General features: G+C 63.9%; 19 protein-coding genes. 12 read left to right on the top strand and 7 right to left on the bottom strand.

Annotation, left to right across the window (positions count from 1 at the left end; all coding sequences use genetic code 11):
• From UB31_RS38480 to UB31_RS38465, 4 genes are all read left to right on the top strand, one after another.
• A complete protein-coding gene (locus UB31_RS38480) occupies positions 1–927 on the top strand; it encodes an ABC transporter permease (RefSeq protein ID WP_045006704.1) in 927 nt (308 codons plus the stop codon).
• An 11-nt stretch (positions 928–938) separates the two neighbouring features.
• Complete coding sequence (gene biuH / locus UB31_RS38475; RefSeq protein ID WP_045014549.1) at positions 939–1,622, top strand: biuret amidohydrolase; 684 nt, start codon at positions 939–941, stop codon at positions 1,620–1,622.
• Complete coding sequence (locus tag UB31_RS38470; RefSeq protein ID WP_045014548.1) at positions 1,619–3,151, top strand: ABC transporter ATP-binding protein; 1,533 nt, start codon at positions 1,619–1,621, stop codon at positions 3,149–3,151. The genes biuH and UB31_RS38470 overlap by 4 nt, the downstream gene beginning before the upstream one ends.
• Positions 3,152–3,221: 70 nt before the next feature.
• The gene (locus UB31_RS38465) at positions 3,222–3,707 is read left to right on the top strand and encodes a nucleoside deaminase (protein ID WP_045014547.1); all 486 of its coding nucleotides are present in this window, start codon (positions 3,222–3,224) and stop codon (positions 3,705–3,707) included.
• A 175-nt stretch (positions 3,708–3,882) separates the two neighbouring features.
• On the opposite strand, the gene UB31_RS38460 is transcribed toward UB31_RS38465, so the two are convergent.
• Complete coding sequence (locus UB31_RS38460) at positions 3,883–4,989, bottom strand: hypothetical protein (RefSeq protein ID WP_045014546.1); 1,107 nt, start codon at positions 4,987–4,989, stop codon at positions 3,883–3,885.
• A 581-nt stretch (positions 4,990–5,570) separates the two neighbouring features.
• Between UB31_RS38460 and UB31_RS38455 the strand changes: the two genes are divergently transcribed.
• The 4 genes from UB31_RS38455 (at position 5,571) to UB31_RS38440 (ending at position 10,277) form a co-directional block, all read left to right on the top strand.
• Positions 5,571–7,142, top strand: a complete 1,572-nt coding sequence (locus UB31_RS38455) for an ABC transporter ATP-binding protein (protein ID WP_045014545.1) — start codon at positions 5,571–5,573, stop codon at positions 7,140–7,142.
• On the top strand, positions 7,126–8,217 hold the full coding sequence (locus UB31_RS38450; RefSeq protein ID WP_045014544.1) for an ABC transporter permease: 1,092 nt from the start codon (positions 7,126–7,128) through the stop codon (positions 8,215–8,217). The genes UB31_RS38455 and UB31_RS38450 overlap by 17 nt, the downstream gene beginning before the upstream one ends.
• Positions 8,204–9,121: an ABC transporter permease gene (locus UB31_RS38445; RefSeq protein ID WP_045006711.1), complete on the top strand. Its 918-nt coding sequence runs from the start codon at positions 8,204–8,206 to the stop codon at positions 9,119–9,121. The genes UB31_RS38450 and UB31_RS38445 overlap by 14 nt, the downstream gene beginning before the upstream one ends.
• A 79-nt stretch (positions 9,122–9,200) precedes the next feature.
• Positions 9,201–10,277: a BMP family ABC transporter substrate-binding protein gene (locus UB31_RS38440; RefSeq protein WP_045006885.1), complete on the top strand. Its 1,077-nt coding sequence runs from the start codon at positions 9,201–9,203 to the stop codon at positions 10,275–10,277.
• A 109-nt stretch (positions 10,278–10,386) separates the two neighbouring features.
• On the opposite strand, the gene UB31_RS38435 is transcribed toward UB31_RS38440, so the two are convergent.
• Positions 10,387–11,736, bottom strand: a complete 1,350-nt coding sequence (locus UB31_RS38435) for an 8-oxoguanine deaminase (RefSeq protein WP_045006712.1) — start codon at positions 11,734–11,736, stop codon at positions 10,387–10,389.
• A 153-nt stretch (positions 11,737–11,889) separates the two neighbouring features.
• Between UB31_RS38435 and UB31_RS38430 the strand changes: the two genes are divergently transcribed.
• The gene (locus tag UB31_RS38430; protein WP_045006713.1) at positions 11,890–12,717 is read left to right on the top strand and encodes an FAD binding domain-containing protein; all 828 of its coding nucleotides are present in this window, start codon (positions 11,890–11,892) and stop codon (positions 12,715–12,717) included.
• Positions 12,714–15,440: a molybdopterin-dependent oxidoreductase gene (locus UB31_RS38425; protein ID WP_045006714.1), complete on the top strand. Its 2,727-nt coding sequence runs from the start codon at positions 12,714–12,716 to the stop codon at positions 15,438–15,440. The genes UB31_RS38430 and UB31_RS38425 overlap by 4 nt, the downstream gene beginning before the upstream one ends.
• Here the strand turns inward: UB31_RS38425 and uraD are convergent.
• The 4 genes from uraD to UB31_RS38405 all read right to left on the bottom strand — a co-directional run bounded on the left by uraD (position 15,437) and on the right by UB31_RS38405 (position 18,050).
• On the bottom strand, positions 15,437–16,324 hold the full coding sequence (gene uraD, locus UB31_RS38420; RefSeq protein WP_045014543.1) for a 2-oxo-4-hydroxy-4-carboxy-5-ureidoimidazoline decarboxylase: 888 nt from the start codon (positions 16,322–16,324) through the stop codon (positions 15,437–15,439). The genes UB31_RS38425 and uraD overlap by 4 nt on opposite strands.
• Positions 16,325–16,331: 7 nt before the next feature.
• On the bottom strand, positions 16,332–17,267 hold the full coding sequence (gene puuE, locus UB31_RS38415; RefSeq protein ID WP_045014542.1) for an allantoinase PuuE: 936 nt from the start codon (positions 17,265–17,267) through the stop codon (positions 16,332–16,334).
• A 1-nt stretch (position 17,268) separates the two neighbouring features.
• On the bottom strand, positions 17,269–17,682 hold the full coding sequence (locus UB31_RS38410; RefSeq protein WP_045006717.1) for a DUF3830 family protein: 414 nt from the start codon (positions 17,680–17,682) through the stop codon (positions 17,269–17,271).
• Positions 17,683–17,771: 89 nt separating this feature from the next.
• On the bottom strand, positions 17,772–18,050 hold the full coding sequence (locus UB31_RS38405; protein ID WP_045006718.1) for a hypothetical protein: 279 nt from the start codon (positions 18,048–18,050) through the stop codon (positions 17,772–17,774).
• 123 nt (positions 18,051–18,173) lie between these two features.
• Between UB31_RS38405 and UB31_RS42745 the strand changes: the two genes are divergently transcribed.
• Complete coding sequence (locus tag UB31_RS42745) at positions 18,174–18,512, top strand: hypothetical protein (RefSeq protein WP_245305553.1); 339 nt, start codon at positions 18,174–18,176, stop codon at positions 18,510–18,512.
• A gap of 137 nt (positions 18,513–18,649) precedes the next feature.
• On the opposite strand, the gene UB31_RS38395 is transcribed toward UB31_RS42745, so the two are convergent.
• Positions 18,650–19,216, bottom strand: coding sequence for a hypothetical protein (locus tag UB31_RS38395; protein WP_502691323.1), 567 nt, complete (start codon positions 19,214–19,216; stop codon positions 18,650–18,652).
• Between the two features lie 169 nt (positions 19,217–19,385).
• Between UB31_RS38395 and UB31_RS41025 the strand changes: the two genes are divergently transcribed.
• Positions 19,386–19,643: a DUF2798 domain-containing protein gene (locus tag UB31_RS41025; protein WP_082078790.1), complete on the top strand. Its 258-nt coding sequence runs from the start codon at positions 19,386–19,388 to the stop codon at positions 19,641–19,643.
• Positions 19,644–19,657 lie beyond the last annotated feature (14 nt).

The raw sequence follows: 19,657 nt of genomic DNA, 5'->3' as shown, positions 1-19,657 counted from the left end.
ATGGCAGACGGATCGATCGGACTCTGGACCGTCCCACTTGCCGTGCTCGGCGGCGCCATTCGCGTCTCGACCCCGTTCCTTTTCGTGAGCTTGGGGGAATGCATCACCGAGCGCTCAGGCCGGATCAATCTCGGCCTCGAAGGCACGCTGGTGATGGGCGCGATGAGCGCCTATGGCATCTCCTATCTCACCGGCTCGCCCTGGCTCGGCGTGCTCGCGGCCGGTATCACCGGCGCATTGCTTGGTGCGCTCCATGCCGGCATCTGCTCGCTGCCGCGCGTCAACGACGTCGCGGTCGGCATCGCGCTGATGCTGTTCGGCACCGGTCTCGCCTTCTATCTCGGAAAGCCACTGATCGAGCCAACCGCGCCACGCCTGCCAGCGATCGATTTCGGCTGGTGGAGCGACATTTCGCAGGTCCGTGCAGCACTGCGGGTCAATGTCCTCTTCCTGATCGGCGTTGCGCTGGCGCCGATCCTCTATTGGGCCTTCCGCACCACGCGCTGGGGCCTTCTCATTCGTACCGCCGGCGAAAGCTCTGACGCCGCACGCGCGATGGGCCACTCCGTGCTCCTGATCCGCCTCCGCGCCACCATGGTCGGCGGCTTCCTCGCCGGCATCGGCGGCTCGTTCCTGTCGCTGTTCTATCCCGGTAGCTGGAACGAGGGCCTGTCCTCAGGTCAGGGCATTACCGCCGTGGCGCTCGTGATCTTCGCCCGCTGGGATCCCCTGCTGTGCCTGTGGGCCTCGCTGGCCTTCGGCGGCGCCGCCGCGCTCGGGCCGGCGCTGCAATCGGTCGGCGTCACCTCCGGCTATCACCTCTTCAACGCCGCGCCCTACATCCTGACGCTGGCGATCATGATCATAACCTGCTCGCCGAAACGCACGCTGACCGGAGCCCCGGCCGAATTGTCGATCACCCGCTAGAGAGCGAAATCATGCCCGAGCGCACCATCAAGTCCGAGCCCTACGCCTGGCCCTACAACGGTGATCTGCGTCCCGAAAACACGGCGCTCATCATCATCGACATGCAGACCGACTTCTGCGGCGTCGGCGGCTATGTCGACAAGATGGGCTATGACCTCTCGCTGACGCGGGCCCCGATCGAGCCGATCAAGAAACTGCTGACGGCGATGCGCGCCCAAGGCTTTCACATCATCCATACCCGCGAAGGCCATCGCCCCGATCTCTCCGACCTGCCCGCCAACAAGCGCTGGCGCTCGCGCCAGATCGGCGCCGGCATCGGCGATCCCGGCCCCTGCGGCCGCATCCTGGTGCGCGGCGAGCCCGGCTGGGACATCATCGAGGAGCTGGCGCCGCTGCCGGGCGAACCCATCATCGACAAGCCCGGCAAGGGTTCGTTCTGCGCCACCGACCTCGAATTGATCCTGCGCGTGCGCGGCATCGAGAATATCGTGCTGACCGGCATCACCACCGATGTCTGCGTTCATACCACCATGCGCGAGGCCAACGATCGCGGCTTCGAATGCGTGCTGCTGCACGATTGCTGCGGCGCGACCGACAAGAGCAACCACGAGCACGCGCTGAAGATGATCAAGATGCAGGGCGGCGTGTTCGGCGCGGTCTCGACCTCCGACGCCTTCATCGGAGCGATTTCGTGATCGTCGGCGAGCCTCTCCCGCCGTCAGGCGCCTTCGGCGTCAACGCCATCGCCATGACCATGCGCTTCGGCGACTTCCTGGCGCTGGACAATGTCGAGCTGAAGGTGCGTCCCGGCTCGTTCCATGCGCTGCTCGGCGAGAACGGTGCCGGCAAGTCGACGCTCGTCAAATGCATCATGGGCTATTACCACGCGACCGAAGGTGACATCATCATCGGCGATCGCGAGCAGGCGATCGCCAATCCAAAGGACGCCCACGCGCTCGGCCTCGGCATGGTCTACCAGCACTTTACGCTGGTGCCGGCCATGACGGTCGCCGAAAACCTCGTGCTTGCCCGCGACGACGTGCCGGTCGTGGTGGACTGGTCGAAGGAAATGAAGGAGCTCGAGTCCTTCCTGGCGCGGATGCCCTTCAAGGTACCGCTTGGCGCAAAAGTCTCCGACATCTCCGCCGGCGAACGGCAGAAGTGCGAGATCCTGAAGCAGCTCTACTTAAAACGCCGTTTCCTGATCCTGGACGAACCGACCTCGGTGCTGACGCCGGCGGAGGCCGACGAGGTGCTCGGCATGCTCCGCAACATGGTCGTCAAAGGCGAGCTGACCATCCTGATGATCACGCACAAGTTCCGCGAGGTCATGGCCTTCGCCGACGACGTCACCATCCTGCGCCGCGGCAAGCTTGCGGGTGCCGGCAAGGTTTCCGAGCTGACACCGGATGCGATGGCGCGCACCATGATCGGCGCCGAGGAGCTGACGGTGCAGCCGCCACGCACCGGTGAAGCCGGTCAGGCCAGGCTGGAGCTGGCAAAGGTCCGCGCGCTCGACGATGCCGGCGCCATCGCCGTGCATGACGTCTCGCTCACCGTGCGCGCCGGCGAGATCGTCGGCATCGCGGGCGTCTCCGGCAACGGCCAGCGCCAGCTCGTCGAGGTGCTGGCGGGCCAGCGCGAATCCGAGAGCGGCGAAATCCGCGTCGTCGGCGATCCTTACCACGCCAGCCGCGAGGAGATGCGCCGCCACAAGATGTCCCTCCTGCCCGAGGAACCGCTGAAGAACGCCTGTGTCGGCGGCATGAGCGTTGCCGACAACATTGCCTTCCGCGAATTCGACCGCGCGCCTTTCGCCAGCGGCGGCTGGTGGCTCAACCGCGGCGCCTTCCGCGACGATGCGAAGAAGAAGATCGGGCAGTACAAGATCAAGACCCGGACGCCGGATACGCCGATTTCGGCGCTCTCGGGCGGCAACGTGCAGCGCGCGGTGCTCGCACGTGAGCTCGGCGGTGACGTCGAGGTGCTGATCGCGGCCAATCCCTGCTTCGGGCTCGACTTCGCGGCAGTGGCGCAGATCCACGCCGAGATCATGGCCGCGCGCAACCGCGGCGCCGCCGTGCTGCTGGTCAGCGAAGACCTCGACGAATTGCTCGAACTCTCCGATCGGCTGGTGGTGATGTTCCACGGCGAATTCGTGTATGAAGCACGAACCAGCGAGGCCGATCTCACCGTGGTCGGCCGGCACATGGCGGGCCACTAACGAATCGTTTGAGCATGATCTTTTCGGAGAACCGCTGCACACTTTTCCGGATCATGCTCTAGGAGCAGCGATGAACGGCGCATCCGAACGCGACGAACACTTTCTGCGCCTCTCCTTCGCGGTCGCCCGCCGTTCTCTCACCCACGGCAACCACCCCTTCGGCTGCATCGTCGTCGATGCGGGTGGCCGGGTGCTGATAGAGACCGAGAACGGCTACATGCCGGATCATGACGGCACCGCGCATGCAGAACGCCTGGCGGCCACCCAGGTCTGCCGCACGCTGGACCGCGAGGTGCTGGCGAAGGCGACGCTCTATTCCTCCGCCGAGCCCTGCGCGATGTGCGCCGGCGCGATCTACTGGGCCGGCATCGGCCGCGTGGTCTACGGCCTCAGCGAACACCGCCTGCGCGGCGTCACCGGCAATCACCCGGAGAACCCGACCCTCGACCTGCCCTGCCGCGAGGTCTTTGCCAGCGGCCAGCGCCCGACGGAGGTTGTCGGCCCGCTGCTCGAGGAAGAGGCCGCAGCGCTGCACGACGGCGTGTGGACGAAGTAACTCGCCCCAAGAACTCAACTTCGTAGGGTGGGCAAAGCGAAGCGTGCCCACCATAGCCAACCGTCTGGGAAAATGGTGGGCACGGCGCGTTGCGCCTTTGCCCACCCTACGCAAACGCCAATGGCGCCGCGCGGGACATGCGCGGCGCCATTCGAACTTGGAGACCGTCAGCCGATCAGAACTTCACAGTCACACCACCGTAAACCGTGGACTCGGTGCAGCTCTTGGTGCTCTGGCCGGTCGGGGCGATGGTGCAGACGCCAGCCATGGCGTTGTGGTCGAGGCCGAACTTGTTCTGCCAGTAGCGATAGGCAACCCAGAGGTCGACGAAGTGCGAGTACTTGTCACCCCAGACCGCCTTCGAGGCGTCGAAGGTCAGGCGGATCGGTTCGCTGTTCAGCTCGGTCTTGGACTTGGTGCTGAAGATGCCCACGCCCGAGAGTGCAGGCGTACCGTTCGAGTCACCCTTCGGCCCGTACCAGCCAGCGCGGCCGCTGATCGACCAGAACTGCATGTTCGGCGGCAGGAAGCCGAGGTCCATGTAGTAGTTGATTTCGACGGCCCAGGTCGGGTTGTAGCTGACGTTGCCGTCGGAGTTACAGGTCACGCCCGCAACGCCCGGCGCGAACAAGCCGCACTGGGTGAAGGCGTTGTGGTTCGAGAACTCCCAGTACATCAACGGAGCGACGTTGATATAGCCCTTGTAGGGAAGGTCGAAGGCGAACTGGAGACCGGCGACGACGTCGCGCTTGGCGGGCGCGAGGAAGTTGTTCTCGGTGTTGGCATCCATACCGACTTCGAACGAGATGTTGTGCAGCGGCCCCATGGTGAAGGCCTTGGTGTTGAAGATCTCGTTCCAGCCGAAGGTCGAGCGGAACAGGCCGTAAATCTCGGTTGCGCCCGCGCAGTCCGCGGCGCCGCCGGTGATGGTCACGCCCGGCGCGGAGCAAGGCGAGGCGGGATCATTATGACCCGACTTGAACATCGAGATGGTGAAGAAGTTGGTGCCGTAGGCCCAGAGGTCGAAGTGGGTGAAGGAGTAGACCTGCTTGGCGGTGGTGCCGTTGATGCTGCCATCCGGGCGGACGCTCCACATGCCGGGGTCGGTGCCCTTCGGCATCCAGGAGAACGACACACGGTCGTCGATCACAAGGAAGAACGGGAGGTCAGGAGCCTTCTTGGCAGCCTTGACCGGCAAATCCGCTGCCTGCGCCAAGCCACCGGTGGCGAGCGTAGCAAGTGACAGCGCCGCGGCTGCAATTGCTTTGAAACGAAACGACATCCTGAATACCCCCAAGTTTGGACACGTAAAAATGAACGTCCCTTGGTGCGACACTTGCGCCGAACTCCCGGTGTGAGAAGCCTCAACTTTTTTCAAGGCGTGCCGCATGTTTCAGCAGCAAGCCGCACTTCACCGCGGAATTTTGAGGATTTCTGCGTCTCGCCCCAGTCGGCAAGCAGCAAAGCAAGCCTGGTTATTGCCAGACATTCCCGATTGATTTTGCTTGGCTTTCGCGCCGAGCGGAGAACGCGGACTCGATCGTCACTGAAGACGTCATCGCTGTCCGGAGATGCATACGAGCAGTGGCGCGCTTTTGCTCAACTTCACGTCAACTCTGCATAGCGAGTTCCGATTTGGTTTGAACCGTCACAAATTTGCAACAGCCGTTGCTCGCAGGACGCGGCCACAACGACGGTCGAAAGGACGGTTGGAGACAATCGTCGCCCGACGAGAGCAGCGACTCGCAACGCCGGCGTACCTGCCGAAGCGTTGAGCAAGGGATGACGCTTTTTCACACCTTACGCGACGGTTCAAACTAGCCCACAATTAAGGCACTTCATCTCATGCAAGCGTATCAGCGAATGTTAGATCCGACGCCTAACGGCCTGCATTCCGGCGAGTCCCCGCTGCTTCAAACGCTCGGGCTCAGCAAACGCTATGGGGATTTCCTCGCTAACGATTCCATCGACATCGACATCTGGCCGAAGGAAATCCACGCCCTGCTCGGCGAAAACGGCGCCGGCAAGTCGACGCTGGTCAAGGCGATCTACGGACTGATCCAGCCCAGCGCCGGCGAGATCCGCTGGCAGGGTGAGCCGATCGTGCTATCAGGTCCGTCGGAAGCTCGCAGCCGCGGCATCGGCATGGTGTTCCAGCATTTCTCGCTGTTCGACAATCTCACCGTCGCCGAGAATGTCGCGCTCGGCCTCGACGGCAAGGAATCGTTCAAGGACATGTCGGCCCGGCTGGAGCAGGTGTCGAAGACCTACGGTCTTCCGCTCGATCCCAGACGTGAGGTCTGGCAATTGTCGGTCGGCGAGCGCCAGCGTATCGAGATCGTCCGCGCGCTGATGCAGGACCCGAAATTCCTGATCCTGGACGAGCCTACCGCCGTCCTGACACCGCAGGAAGCCGACCAGCTCTTCATCGTGCTGGAGCGGCTCAAGGCCGAAGGCCGCGCCATTCTCTACATCAGCCACAAGCTCGAGGAGGTGAAACGCCTCTGCGACACCGCCACAATTCTGCGCGGTGGCAAGAAGGTCGACACCTGCAATCCCCGGCTCGAGACCGCTGCCTCGCTCGCGCGCATGATGGTCGGCGGCGAGATCAAGGAAGTGAAAGCTGCCGCCGGCAGGCAGACCACGATACCGCGACTGGTCGTCAACGATCTCTCGCTCACACCGGACGAGGCGCACGGCGTGCGGCTCGAGCACATCTCGTTCGAGCTGAAGGGCGGCGAAATCCTGGGTATCGCCGGCGTGGCCGGCAACGGCCAGGACGAACTGTTCGCCGCACTATCTGGCGAGCGGCTCTCGAAAGACCCAGGCACGGTGGTGATCGAAGGCATCGCCGCCGGCCACCTCTCAATCACCAAGCGGCGCAAGCTCGGCGCTGCCTTCGTACCCGAAGAGCGGCTCGGCCACGGCACGGCGCCGCGCATGAGGCTGTCGGAGAACGCGCTGCTCACGGGACACGCCGCCAGCGGCATGGTCCATCGCGGCTTCATCGACACCGCGGCCACGTTGAAGACCGTCGACCGCGCCACCGAAACATTCGACGTCCGCAAGGCCAAGCGCGATCCGGAAGCGGCAAGCCTCTCCGGCGGCAATCTGCAAAAATTCATCGTCGGCCGCGAGATCCTGCGCAACCCGGCCGTGCTGGTGGTGAGCCAGCCGACCTGGGGCGTCGACGCCGGCGCTGCCGCCGTCATCCGCCAGGCGCTGCTCGATCTGGCAACCGCGGGCGCGGCCGTGCTCGTCACCAGCCAGGATCTCGACGAGCTCGCCGAAATCGCCGACCGCATCGCCGTGATGTTCCATGGCCATTTGTCCGAGCCGCTCGCCACACGCGACGCGACACGCGAAAAACTAGGCCTGTTGATGGGCGGCAGCAGCCTGGAGCCGAAGGAGGCCGCGCATGCAGTTGGTGCTTGAGAAGCGCGCCGAGCGCTCCAACACGATCGCGCTGGTCTCGCCGCTGATCGCGATCGGCCTGACGATCGTCACCATGACCATCCTGTTCGCGATCCTCGGCAAGAATCCGCTGCTCGCGCTGCAAGCCTATTTCATCGCACCGCTCACCGACAGCTATTCGCTCCAGGAGATCGCGGTCAAGGCGACGCCGCTGGTGATGATCGCGATCGGACTGTCGCTCTGCTATCTCGCCAACGTCTGGAACATCGGCGCCGAGGGACAATTCCTGATCGGCGCGGTCGCCGGAAGCTGGATCGCGGTGAAGACGCAGGGCACCGACGCCGGTGCCTGGGTGCTGCCGGCGATGTTCGTGCTCGCGGCAGCCGCGGGCGCGCTCTATGCGCTGATCCCCGCGATCTGCAAGGTGAAGTTCGGCGCCAGCGAAATCCTGACCAGCCTGATGCTGGTCTATGTCGCCGACCTCTTCCTCGATTACCTCGTGCGCGGGCCTTGGCGCGATCCGCAAGGCTTCAACTTCCCGACCACGGCCGAATTCGATCCGGTGGCAACGGTCCCCCTTCTGATCGAAGGTGGCCGGCTGCATCTCGGGTCCATCATCGCGCTGCTGGTCGTCGCTGCGGCAGCGATCCTACTCGGGCGAACCATCAAGGGATTTGAAATCCGCGTGGTCGGTGCCGCACCGCGCGCGGCGCGGTTCGGCGGTTTCAATTCCAACCAGTTGATCCTCCTGACCTTCGCGATCTCGGGCGCGCTCGCGGGTCTTGCCGGCATCATCGAGGTCGCTGGTCCCGTCGGACACCTCCAGCCCGGCATCTCGCCCGGCTACGGTTTTACCGCGATCATCGTCGCCTTCCTCGGCCGGTTGAACCCGATTGGAATATTAATTGCAGGCCTTTTTCTCGCATTGACCTTTATCGGCGGCGAACAGGCGCAGATCGCAATGAAGATCCCGTTGGACGTCACCAAGGTCTTCCAGGGCATTCTGCTGTTCTACGTGCTCGCCTGCGATTCCCTCATCCTCTACCGCTTCAAGCTGGTGTTCCCGAACCGTCAGGTGGCCCGTGGAACTGGTTGAAGCCATCATCCTGTCGGTGCTTGCCGCATCGACGCCGCTCTTGATTGCGGCGACCGGCGAGCTCGTGACCGAGCGCTCCGGCGTGCTCAATCTCGGCGTCGAGGGCATGATGATTGTCGGCGCGGCCTGCGGTTTTGGCGGCGCGTGGCTAACCGGCTCGATCTTCATCGGCGCGCTGTTCGGCATCGTCGCGGGAACACTGATGTCGTTGGTCTTCGCGCTGATGGCACTCGGGCTCGCCGTCAATCAGGTCGCGACGGGCCTAGCGCTAACCATTCTCGGCGTCGGTCTCTCCGGCCTGATCGGCGCACGCTTCGTCGGCGAGCGCATCACGCCGGCGGCGCATCTCCATATTCCCGGCCTCACCGACATCCCGCTGATCGGGCGCATCCTGTTCGGCGAGGACGCCTTCGTCTACTTCTCGCTGGCGCTGATCATCGGCGTCTGGTGGTTCCTTTATCGCACGCGTGCGGGACTAATCCTGCGCGCGTGCGGTGACAATCATGTCTCCGCGCATGCGCTCGGCTATCCCGTGCTGAAGATCAGGATGCTCGCCGTGATGTTCGGCGGCGCCTGCGCCGGGCTTGCCGGCGCTTATCTGCCGCTCGCCTATACGCCGTTCTTCATTCCCGGCATGACCGCGGGCCGCGGTTGGATCGCACTGGCGCTCGTCGTTTTCGCGTCGTGGCGGCCGGGCCGGCTGGTGATCGGCGCTTACCTGTTCGGCGCGGTGACGATCCTGCAATTGCACGCGCAGGGCTGGGGCGTCGGCATTCCCTCGCAGTTCATGTCGGCGCTGCCTTATCTCGCGACTGTCATCGTTCTGGTCCTGCTCTCCCGTGCGCGCACCGGCGGCTCGACTGCGCCGGCCGCACTCGGCACCGTATTCGTGCCTGACCGTTAAAGTTTTCATTTCCGCGGCGTGCGCGATGGGGCGCGCATGTTGCGGATCGTAGCTATCCCCGACTGTTTGGAGATTGATGATGAGGAAAACACTTCTTGCGCTGGCTGCCGGGCTTTTGCTTGCCGGGAGCGTCAGTGCAGCCTCCGCCGCCGACAAGCTGAAGGTCGGCTTCATTTACCTTGGCCCGGTCGGCGATCTCGGCTGGACCTATCAGCACGAGCTCGCCCGACAGGCGCTGGTGAAGGAGCTCGGCGACAAGATCGAGACCACCTTTCTCGAGAACGTGCCCGAGGGTCCCGACGCCGAGCGCTCCATCGAGCAGCTCGTCCGTGCCGGCAACAAGCTGATCTTCACGACGTCATTCGGCTACATGGATCCGACGCTGAAGGTCGCCAAGAAATATCCGAACGTGCATTTCGAGCACGCCACCGGCTACAAGCGCGACAAGAACATGTCGACCTATTCGGCCAAATGGTACCAGGGCCGCTACATCCAGGGCCTGATCGCGGCCAAGATGTCGAAGTCCGGCGTGCTCGGCTATATCGGCTCGTTCCCGATTCCCGAGGTCGTCTCCGGCATCAACGCGACGATCCTAGCGGCGCAGACCATCAACCCGAACATCAAGGTCAAGATCATCTGGGCCAACACCTGGTTCGACCCGGGCAAGGAAGCCGACGCGGCGAAGGCGCTGATCGATCAGGGCGCCGACGTCATCATGCAGCACACGGATTCGCCGGCGGCAATGCAGATCGCCAGCGAACGCGGCAAGTTCGCCTTCGGCCAGGACTCCGAGATGATCAAATTCGGGCCGAAGACCCAGCTGACTTCGATCCTCGACACCTGGGCGCCCTACTACATCGCCCGCGTCAAGGCCGAGCTCGACGGCAGCTGGAAGTCGGAGGACAGCTGGGGCGGCCTCGACAGCCACATGTTCGCGATGGCGCCGTATACCAACATGCCTGACGACGTGAAGAAAATCGCCGAGGATGCCCAGGCGGCGATCACCGCCGGCAAGCTGCATCCGTTCAAGTGCCCGGTCATTGGGCAGGACGGCAAGGAAATCGAGTGCAAGGGCGGCGCCAATCTTGCCGACGGCCAGATCCTCGGCATGAATTTCTACGTCAAGGGCATCGACGACAAGCTGCCGGGCAAGTAGCACGCTTCTTGCTTTACTAAAATCACCTGCTCCTCCCGGAGGAGGTTCGGAGGGGGTGGCCAGAAGCACCCGGCACTTGTGGTCGCCCCCTCTTTCTATTCTGCCTGGATTATCCCGCCTGCATGGCCCGCGCCGCGGAACTGTGACGCCGGATGAGGTCCGGGACGTCCAGCCCCGGAATCGCGCCGTCGACCACGGCCCATTTCCCCGCCACCATCACCCGATCGGCCCGATGCGCCCCGCACAGCACCAATGCGGCCAGCGGATCGCCATGGCCAGAGAAACGCAGTTCGTCGAGCTTGAACAGCGCAAGGTCGGCGGCCTTGCCGACGGCGATCTCGCCGAGTTCCGGCCGGCCGGCACAGGCCGCCGATCCCTTGGTCGCCCAGCGCAACGCGTCCTTGTGGCTGACCTTCGTCACCCCGTAGCGCGCTCGTTGCAGCAGAAAGGCGGCCCGCACCTCCTGCATCAGGTTCGATCCGTCGTTCGAGGCTGAGCCGTCCACGCCGATGCCGATCCCGACACCGGCCTCTTCCATCTCGCACACCGGGCAGCAGCCGGACGCCAGGAGCTGATTGCTACAGGCGCAATGGCTGATAGTGGTCTTGGCCTTGCCGAGCCGCTTCATCTCGTCGGCGTTGAAGAAAATGCCGTGGGCTAGCCAGGTCCGTGCGTTGAGCCAACCGCATTGCTCGAGATAATCGAGCGGACGGCAGCCATACATCTGCTGGCAGAACTTGTTCTCATCCTCGGTCTCGGCGAGATGGGTGTGCAGCCGCACGTCGAGCTTGTCGGCAAGATCGGCCGTGGCGCGCATCAGGGACGTCGTCACCGAGAACGGCGAGCACGGCGCGAGCGCGATCTGCACCATCGCATCCGCGCCGCGCTGGTGATGTTTTGCGACCACGCGCGCGCTGTCGGCGAGAATCGTGTCCTCGTCCTGCACGACGCTGTCAGGCGGCAAGCCGCCGTCGCGCTGCGACAGGTTCATCGAGCCACGCGTCAGCAGCACCCGTACGCCGAGCCGTTTTGCGACCCCGACTTCGATATCGACGGACTCCTCGAGCCCTGCCGGGAATACGTAGTGATGATCCGTCGTCGTCGTGCAGCCCGAGAGCAGCAGCTCGGACATCGCTACGGTGACGCCGAGCTCAAGCGACTCCGGCGTCAGCTTCGCCCATATCGGATAGAGCGCCTGAAGCCAGGGAAACAGTTCGCGATCCATCGCCGCCGGCAGCGCCCGCGTCAGGGTCTGGTAGAAATGATGATGCGTGTTGATGAGGCCAGGCAGCACGACATGCTCGCCCGCGTCAAGCACCGCGGCATCCGCAGTCGCGGGCGTGCCGCCGGCGGGCACGAGCTCGATGATCCGACCGTCTTTCACTACGATTCCTCGCTCGGCACCGTCGGCGAGGATAGCCAGGGGATCCCTGATCCAGATCGGCTTTGCGTTGCTCATGAGCCTGCTTCTCCTCACATCCGCCGGCGACAGGCCTGCAAGGCAGGGGCCAGCCCGAGCGCGCGATTGCTGCGACTTGTTGTTGCCACTTGGCGCTGGTCTTGCAAGACTTTCCCGCAGAGAAAATCACTCGGTGCAAGCGTTTACCCAGCCATGGACTTGAATACCATCACAGCGGTGGCCCATCCACAAACGCGCTCCCAACTGCCCGTTTGGACGTCAGGCGATGCTTGGCTCGCAGGCGGCACCTGGCTGTTCTCGGAGCCGCAAGTTCACCTGACCAGGCTCATCGATCTCACCGATCTGAAATGGCCGGCGCTGACGATCACGGACACCCATCTTATCATTGCCGCCACCTGCACGATCTCACAACTCGATGCGCTCGCCTGCCCGGCCGACTGGCTCGCCGCACCGCTGATCGGTCAGTGCTGCCGCGCCTTCCTCGCTTCCTTCAAGATCTGGAAGACGGCAACGGTGGGTGGCAATCTCTGCATGTCGCTGCCGGCGGGACCGATGATCTCGCTCACGTCAGCGCTCGACGGCGTCTGCACCATCTGGAAGGTAACCGGCAGCGAGCAGAAGATTCCCGTCGTCGACTTCGTCACCGGTAACCAACGCAACCGCCTGACTTCAGGCGACCTGCTGCGGCAGATCGATATTCCGATTGCGTCGTTGAAGCGACGCTCGGCGTTTCGCCAGATCTCGCTCGCGCCAGTCGGCCGCTCGGCGGCACTTCTGATCGGCAGCCTCGATGCCGATGGTGCGCTGACGCTGACGGTCACCGCTTCGACGGTGCGCCCGATCCGACTGTTGTTCCCAAAAGCGCCCGACGCGAGCACGCTTCGCGCGGCGATCTTGGAGCAGATCACCGACAACCTGTACCATACCGACATCCACGGCAAGCCACTCTGGCGCAAGCACATGACGCTGCGGCTCGCCGAGGAGATCCGCGGCGAATTGCTGGACACGGCGCGACCATGAGCCTCGAGATCAACGGTACGATTTTTCCGCAAGAGCCGCGCGCAGGCCAATGCCTGCGCACGTTCCTGCGCGAGCTCGGCCATTTCGGCGTGAAGAAAGGCTGCGACGCCGGCGATTGCGGCGCCTGCACGGTGCTGCTCGACGGCGAGCCGGTGCACAGCTGCCTGATCCCGGCCTTCCGCGCCGAAGGTCGCGCCGTCATCACGATCGAGGGGCTTGGAGGCGACAACGGCGCGCATCCGATGCAGCAAGCCTTCCTCGACGCACAGGGGTTCCAGTGCGGCTTCTGCACCGCCGGCATGATCCTCACCTGCGCCTCGCTCAACCAGGCACAACGCACCGATCTTGGCGGGGCGCTGAAGGGCAACATCTGCCGCTGTACCGGCTATCGTGCGATCGAGGACGCGATCCTCGGCAAGACCAATGTCGAGGAGAGCGTCGAGGCCGGCGCAGCGTTCGGCCGCAGTTTGCCGGCGCCCGCAGGTCCGGACGTCGTGAGCGGCAAGGCGCGCTACACGTTCGATACTGCCATCGATCGCTTGCTGCACATCAAGCTGCTCCGTTCGCCGCATGCGCACGCAAAGATCGTCGCGATCGACAAGTCGGCGGCGCTGACCGTTCCCGGCGTGCATGCGGTACTGACGCATGATGATGCACCATCAATGCTGATCTCGACCGCGCGGCACGAGAAGGACTGGATGGACCCGGAGGACACCCGCATCCTCGACGACGTCGTCCGCTTCATCGGACAGAAGGTCGCCGCCGTCGTCGCCGAGAGCGAAGCCGCAGCCGAGGAAGCGTGCCGGCGACTGAAGGTTGCGTACGAAATCCTGCCCGCACTGGTCGACCCCGAGCAGGCGATGGCGCCGGGCGCGCCGATCATTCATCCCGACCGAACCACCGAAAATCGTGTCGCCGACGCCCAGCGCAACCTCGTCGCAGAGACGCATGGCGAGTTCGGCGATGTCGCGTCGGCGCTCGCCACATCCGCCGTCAGCTACGAGGCGACCTTCCACAGCCACCGCGTGCAGCATGCTGCACTGGAGACCCATGGCGGCCTCGCCTGGCTCGATGACGCCGGCGTGCTCAACGTCCGCTGCTCGACGCAAGTACCGTTCCTGACCCGTCGTGCGCTATCCGACATCTTCAAGCTCCCCATGGACAAAGTCCGCGTGTTCTGCGAGCGCGTCGGCGGCGGCTTTGGCGGCAAGCAGGAGATGTTCGTCGAAGACATCCTGGCGCTCGCCGCGCTAAAGACCGGCCGCCCCGTCAAGCTCGAGCTCACCCGCGAGGAGCAGTTCATCGCGACCTCGACGCGCCATCCGATGCGGGTTCACATCAAGGCCGGCGCCGATGCGGACGGCAAGCTCACCGCACTCCAACTTGAAGTGCTCTCCAACACCGGCGCTTACGGCAATCACGCCGGCCCCGTGATGTTCCACTCGCTGTCCGAGTCCATCGCCGTCTATAACTGCCCGAACAAAAAGGTGGACGGCTTTGCCGTCTATACCAACACGGTGCCATCAGGTGCATTTCGCGGCTACGGCCTGCCGCAGACGCTGATCGCGGTGGAGGCCGCGATCGACGAGCTCGCCAGGCAGCTCGGTATCAGCCCCTACGACATGCGCCGCCGCAACATCGTCAAGCCCGGCGATCCCATGCTGTCGCCGCCGCCGTCCGAATTTCACGACGTGCTTTATGGCTCCTACGGCCTCGATCAGTGCCTCGATCTCGTCGAGCGCGCGATGCAGGCCGACACGCCGCAGCCCGATCTGTCGCCGGAATGGCTGATCGGCGATGGCGTGGCGCTCACGATGATCGATACGGTGCCGCCGGCCGGCCACATCGCGGATGCGATGATTGCGCTCAACGACGACGGCGGCTTCGATCTCACGGTCGGCACCGCCGAATTCGGCAACGGGACCAGCACCGTGCATCGGCAAATCGCGGCAACGACGCTTGCGACCACCGTCGACAGGATTCGCCTGCGCCAGTCCGACACCGCCCATGGTGGCCACGACACCGGCGCCTATGGCAGCGCGGGCACTTTTGTGGCCGGTAAGGCGACGCACGCGGCGGCGATGCAGCTTGCGACCGAGCTGAAGGCGGCAGCCGCGGGCGCCTGGCTGTGCGATGTTGCGACTTGCATGCTCGAAGAGGCCTCCGTCGTGAGCGGCGTGCGACGGATGTCCTTTGCGGAGTTGGCAAAGCTTGCGCGCGAACGCGGCCAGCCACTCGCGGCGAAAGGCAATTCCGACGGCACGCCGCGCTCGGTCGGCTTCAACGTCCAGGGCTTTCGCGTTGCCGTGAACAAGGGCACCGGTGAGCTCAAGATTCTCAAGAGCGTGCAGGCCGCCGACGCAGGCGTCGTCGCCAATCCCATGCAGTGCCGTGGCCAGGTCGAAGGCGGCGTGGCGCAGGCGCTTGGCGCCGCACTCTATGAGGAGATGGTGATCGATGGGACTGGCCGCGTCACCAACCCAAAGTTTCGCGACTACCACCTGCCTTCCTTCGCCGACGTGCCGCGCACCGAAGTCCTCTTCGCCGAAACGTCCGATGCGATCGGGCCGCTCGGCGCGAAGTCGATGAGCGAGAGCCCGTACAACCCGGTCACCGCCGCGCTCGCCAACGCGATTACGGACGCCACCGGCATCCGTTTCACCGCACCGCCCTTCAAGCCGGACCGGCTGTTTCCGGCCCTGCACGACAAATTTGGTGCTTAGCTGCCGCGATAGGTCGAATAGGTCCAGGGCGTGACCAATAGCGGCACGTGGTAGTGGTTTTCCGGCTCGCTGATCGCAAAGCGCAGCGGGATCTCGTCGAGAAACGGCGGATCTGACAGCGGCACGTTGCGCTCGGCGTAATATTTGGCGACGCTGAAGCGGAGCTCGTAGCGGCCGATCGGCAGCGGACGGCCGCCGATCAGCGGCTGGTCGGTGCGGCCGTCAGCGTTGGTAACGGTGCGCGCGATGACACGGCTCTCGCCGAGACTCGCGAGCTCGATCAATTCGACCGCGATGCCCGGCGCGGGCTTGCCCGCGTGATTATCGAGCACATGGGTCGAGAGCCGGCCGTGCACCTTGAGCTTGTCATCCGCGATGACGAGCTGGTCGAGCCGCAGAGCGGCGATACGAGAGATTTCCTCGAGCGCGCGGCGGGTCTCGGTCTTAGCGATGTTCTGTAGCCGCGCCTCGAAGTCCCGCAGGATGGAATCCTTGGTGTGCCGGCGCGCGCAGACGATATACGGGATGCCAAATTTTTTGCGATAGGCGTTGTTCGCCCGCTCGAAGGCCGCATATTCGGTGTCCGACAGACGATCGAGACCAGCGCTGTTCTGCTCGGCACTCGAGTCAGGCGTGAGTCCCGCTGCGCGCTGGGTCTTGTTGGCGAGGTCGGGATGCGCGCGTATCAGCGCCAGTTGCACCTCGGGCTCAGCGCTCGCGATCGCCGCCTTGATCGCGTCGAGCAGTGGATTGATGCCGGCAAACGGACGGCGCGCCGCAGCTTCCTGGGCAATCCAAGGCGAATATTCGACCACGTTTTCAAGTACGGCGACGAAATCGTCAAAGCTCGCAGCATTGAGATCAGACAAGGCGATCTGTGACATTGCTTCCCTATTCGATCTCGAAAGCGTTGCCGGCAAGACCCGCATGCTTGTCGTGCCAATGCTGCGCGATGTGGAGCCGCGTCGGCACCCAGACGCGCTCGTGCTTGCCGATATAATCCAGGAAGCGGATCAGCCCCGCCGCGCGGCCGGGCCGGCCGGCGAGACGGCAGTGCAGACCCACCGACATCATCTTCGGCGCGCTCTCGCCTTCGGCATAGAGCACGTCGAAAGCGTCCTTCAGATAGGTGAAGAACTGCTCGCCCTCCGCAAAGCCCTGCGGATTGATGAAGCGCATGTCGTTGGCATCAAGCGTATAGGGAATAATGAGTTGCTTGCCCTTCGCGCCCTTGACCCAATAGGGCAGATCATCCGCATAGGAATCGCAGAGATAGAGGAAGCCGCCTTCCTCCATCAACAGACGGTTGGTGTTGATCGAGGAGCGCCCGGTGTACCAGCCGAGCGGCCGCGCGCCGGTGGCCTCGGTGTGGACGCGGATCGCTTGCGCGATCTCGTCGCGCTCCTGCGCCTCGGACATGTCCTTGTGCTCGATCCATTTCAGGCTGTGGCTCGCAATGTCCCAGCCCGCCTCCTTCATCGCCGCGACGATTTCCGGATTGCGCTTCAGCGCGGTGGCGACGCCGAAAACGGTGGTCGGCCACTTCCGTTCGTTGAACATCCGCCAGAGCCGCCAGAAGCCGGCACGTGAGCCATATTCGAACATCGATTCGATATTGGCATGGCGCTGGCCCGGCCAGGGCTGCGCGCCGAGCACGTCGGACAGGAACGCCTCCGAAGCGCGGTCGCCGTGCAAAATGTTGTTCTCGCCGCCCTCTTCGAAATTGACGACGAACTGCACCGCGACCCGCGCGTTGCCCGGCCATTGCGGATGCGGCGGGTTGCGGCCGTAGCCGCGAAGGTCGCGCGGGTAGCGGGCGTCCGCCAACTCAGACTTCCTCGAAGCGGATCGGAAGCGCGCCCTTCCACAACACGCTCTTGCCCAGCGTCGCCAGATTCTCCAGCCCCGAGGTCACGGTGATAAAGTGATTGCCGGCGAGCTGGCCCATCTTGCTCGCGAAGCTCACGCCGCCATAGGCCATCAGGATCTCGGTCTCGCTGATCCCGCCGGGATAAAGGATGATCTGGCCGGGCGCGGGATAGCTCGTGTGATTCTCGTAGCCGACGCCGAAGTCGAGATCGCCGAGCGGCATCCACACCGCCTCGCCGCTCCAGCGCACATGGATGATGTGGCTCTCGAACGGCAACGCTTTGCGGAACGCAGCGACGGTCTTGGGTGCCAGCTGCTCCTCGAAGCGAGCATCGAAGGTGTAATCGCCGGTGCGGATAACGAGTTTGCTCATCTCATCTCTCTGGATCGGGGGCGGTGGCCCCACGGGGAACTTTCAAGCAAAGAGCATTCCAGAGGACTTCGCGCAAGGGGCGCGGCCCGTCACCTGCGGTCGTAGGACCAGCCGAGAATGCCGCTCCGCCGCACCTCCGGCTCCGGCTCGGCGGCGGGCACGGGCGCCTCCTTCAGTTCCGCCTGCGGTGGGGGCGCGGGCGGCGCCGGCAGGTTCTCGCATTTCATGGAATAGACCAGCTTGCCATCCGCGGTGCGTCCGATCGGCGCGCAGGGGTCCAGATGCGCCGCCGAGGTTTTGGGAGCCAACTTGACTTGCGCCGCGGCCGGTGAGGCAATCAGGAGAAGGATCAGCAGATATTTCGACATCGTTGTCGCTCAAAATCTCAATTCACCCCATTCAACCGGATTGCGGGGGGCAAGTCCATCGGCCCCAAAGGGCCAATTGCCGAATATTTAGCCGAGACCAAAAAACTTGCTCGCCCCAACGTGATGGCAGCGCTGCTGATCGTGATCCGGGCGCTGCTGATATTCGGTAGGGCGTGTCGCCATGTCAGCCGCGACGACGAACACATTTCTCACAACCGGGACGTCGTCACGGGAGAAACAAAAATGCAAAAGACCTTCACCATTCTCGGCGCCGCGCTGATTGCCGCCGTCACCATCCAGGCCGCAGCAGCGAGCGACCGCCACCACACCCGCAAGGCGCAGCCTGCCCCCATCAGCCAATCGGTGCGCGACTCCAACGCCGCCGTCTGGCCGTCGCAACCGACCGAGCCGGACTATTCGCGCTACATGAACGGCGCGCTGTCGGCGCCGGCGGGACGTTGAGGTGAAATTGGGAATGTTGCGGGCCTAGCTTCGCGACACGACTGCGAAGCGGCAAACTAAAAGGGGTGGGTTCGCTTTCGCGAACTCACCCCTGGCAATACCTGAGAAGCTGTCCGGCCCGACGGCCGCATCCGAACTCAACGGTCGAAATTGCCGCAGACGGCCGAGGGGCCTCCGCCGGCACAATAGCCCCCAGGGATGTAAGGGCCCGAAGGACGGTTCGGCCCCCGGTAATAGTTGGAACCGCCGTAATTGGCTGGACCACCGTAATAGCCTGGGCCCCGATCGTAATAATAACGATCCTCGTAATAATCGCGGCGCCGGCTCTCAGCGATCGCACCTCCGATGATGCCAGCCGCCGCACCCATGACGGCAAGAGCCGCGGCGTTTGATCCGCGACGATTGTAGCGGCGCTTGGCGGCGCTGAAATCGGTGGCATCGCGCGATGCAGCCGGGCTTGCCGCTGCGGACTTGGTTGCCGGAGCGGTCGACGCTGCAGCCGAAGGCGATGCGGAAGCCGCAACCAGGGCGAAGCTAGCGAATGCGGCCAGCAAGGTGGTGGAATTGGCGGGTCGATCGCTCATATCAACGTCCTCTGTTCTCGCCGAAGCGACATGTGCAAACAATACATAATGCGCAAACCACTGAAATGCTTGCATGATCGCGGCAATCTGCCGCGCTTTGAACGATTGTAAACCCAACATCCAGATCGAGCTTGATCCATTCAACCTGAGCGGTTAGTGAACGGCCGCGCCGTTTTTCGGTCGCCGTAAGCGTTTCACGTGAACCAACGCATCAACCGACGTCGTCGGGATCGATGCCAATTTCAGGGTTCAACGTGACTGACGCGTCTTTTTCCTTAAGAGAAATCAAATGAATGCGGTTCGCAAACTGCCGGCGCGCTATGTGCCGATCGTGATGCCATTGGTACTGTCCATCCTCATGACAGCCGTGGTGTCGGTTATTTCAACACTCAAAAGCCTCGGCGCAACGCCGGCGTTTCTAGCGACATGGCCGGGCGCCTGGGCGCTCTCATGGCTCGTTGCTTTTCCAACTCTGCTCGTGGTGCTGCCGATGGTCCGCCGGATTGTCGCCTGCCTCGTCGCAGTCCCTCCTCAACCAGGCCGATAGCCGGCGCGGACGGC

The organism is Bradyrhizobium sp. LTSP849, from assembly GCF_000938255.1.
In the GTDB taxonomy this organism is placed as follows: Bacteria; Pseudomonadota; Alphaproteobacteria; order Rhizobiales; family Xanthobacteraceae; genus Bradyrhizobium.
Note: the sequence above shows the minus strand (reverse complement) of the source record. Positions and strands in the feature narration are given on the sequence as shown.

What these genes read in the sequence shown, in the direction of transcription:
- UB31_RS38480 (WP_045006704.1), top strand. Translation starts at nt 1, where the DNA reads ATGGCAGACGGATCGATCGGACTCTGGACCGTCCCACTTGCCGTGCTC.
- biuH (WP_045014549.1), top strand. Translation starts at nt 939, where the DNA reads ATGCCCGAGCGCACCATCAAGTCCGAGCCCTACGCCTGGCCCTACAAC.
- UB31_RS38465 (WP_045014547.1), top strand. Translation starts at nt 3,222, where the DNA reads ATGAACGGCGCATCCGAACGCGACGAACACTTTCTGCGCCTCTCCTTC.
- UB31_RS38460 (WP_045014546.1), bottom strand. Translation starts at nt 4,989, where the DNA reads ATGTCGTTTCGTTTCAAAGCAATTGCAGCCGCGGCGCTGTCACTTGCT.
- UB31_RS38455 (WP_045014545.1), top strand. Translation starts at nt 5,571, where the DNA reads ATGTTAGATCCGACGCCTAACGGCCTGCATTCCGGCGAGTCCCCGCTG.
- UB31_RS38450 (WP_045014544.1), top strand. Translation starts at nt 7,126, where the DNA reads ATGCAGTTGGTGCTTGAGAAGCGCGCCGAGCGCTCCAACACGATCGCG.
- UB31_RS38440 (WP_045006885.1), top strand. Translation starts at nt 9,201, where the DNA reads ATGAGGAAAACACTTCTTGCGCTGGCTGCCGGGCTTTTGCTTGCCGGG.
- UB31_RS38435 (WP_045006712.1), bottom strand. Translation starts at nt 11,736, where the DNA reads ATGAGCAACGCAAAGCCGATCTGGATCAGGGATCCCCTGGCTATCCTC.
- UB31_RS38430 (WP_045006713.1), top strand. Translation starts at nt 11,890, where the DNA reads ATGGACTTGAATACCATCACAGCGGTGGCCCATCCACAAACGCGCTCC.
- UB31_RS38425 (WP_045006714.1), top strand. Translation starts at nt 12,714, where the DNA reads ATGAGCCTCGAGATCAACGGTACGATTTTTCCGCAAGAGCCGCGCGCA.
- uraD (WP_045014543.1), bottom strand. Translation starts at nt 16,324, where the DNA reads ATGTCACAGATCGCCTTGTCTGATCTCAATGCTGCGAGCTTTGACGAT.
- UB31_RS38410 (WP_045006717.1), bottom strand. Translation starts at nt 17,682, where the DNA reads ATGAGCAAACTCGTTATCCGCACCGGCGATTACACCTTCGATGCTCGC.
- UB31_RS38405 (WP_045006718.1), bottom strand. Translation starts at nt 18,050, where the DNA reads ATGTCGAAATATCTGCTGATCCTTCTCCTGATTGCCTCACCGGCCGCG.
- UB31_RS42745 (WP_245305553.1), top strand. Translation starts at nt 18,174, where the DNA reads ATGGCAGCGCTGCTGATCGTGATCCGGGCGCTGCTGATATTCGGTAGG.
- UB31_RS38395 (WP_502691323.1), bottom strand. Translation starts at nt 19,216, where the DNA reads ATGTTGGGTTTACAATCGTTCAAAGCGCGGCAGATTGCCGCGATCATG.
- UB31_RS41025 (WP_082078790.1), top strand. Translation starts at nt 19,386, where the DNA reads ATGAATGCGGTTCGCAAACTGCCGGCGCGCTATGTGCCGATCGTGATG.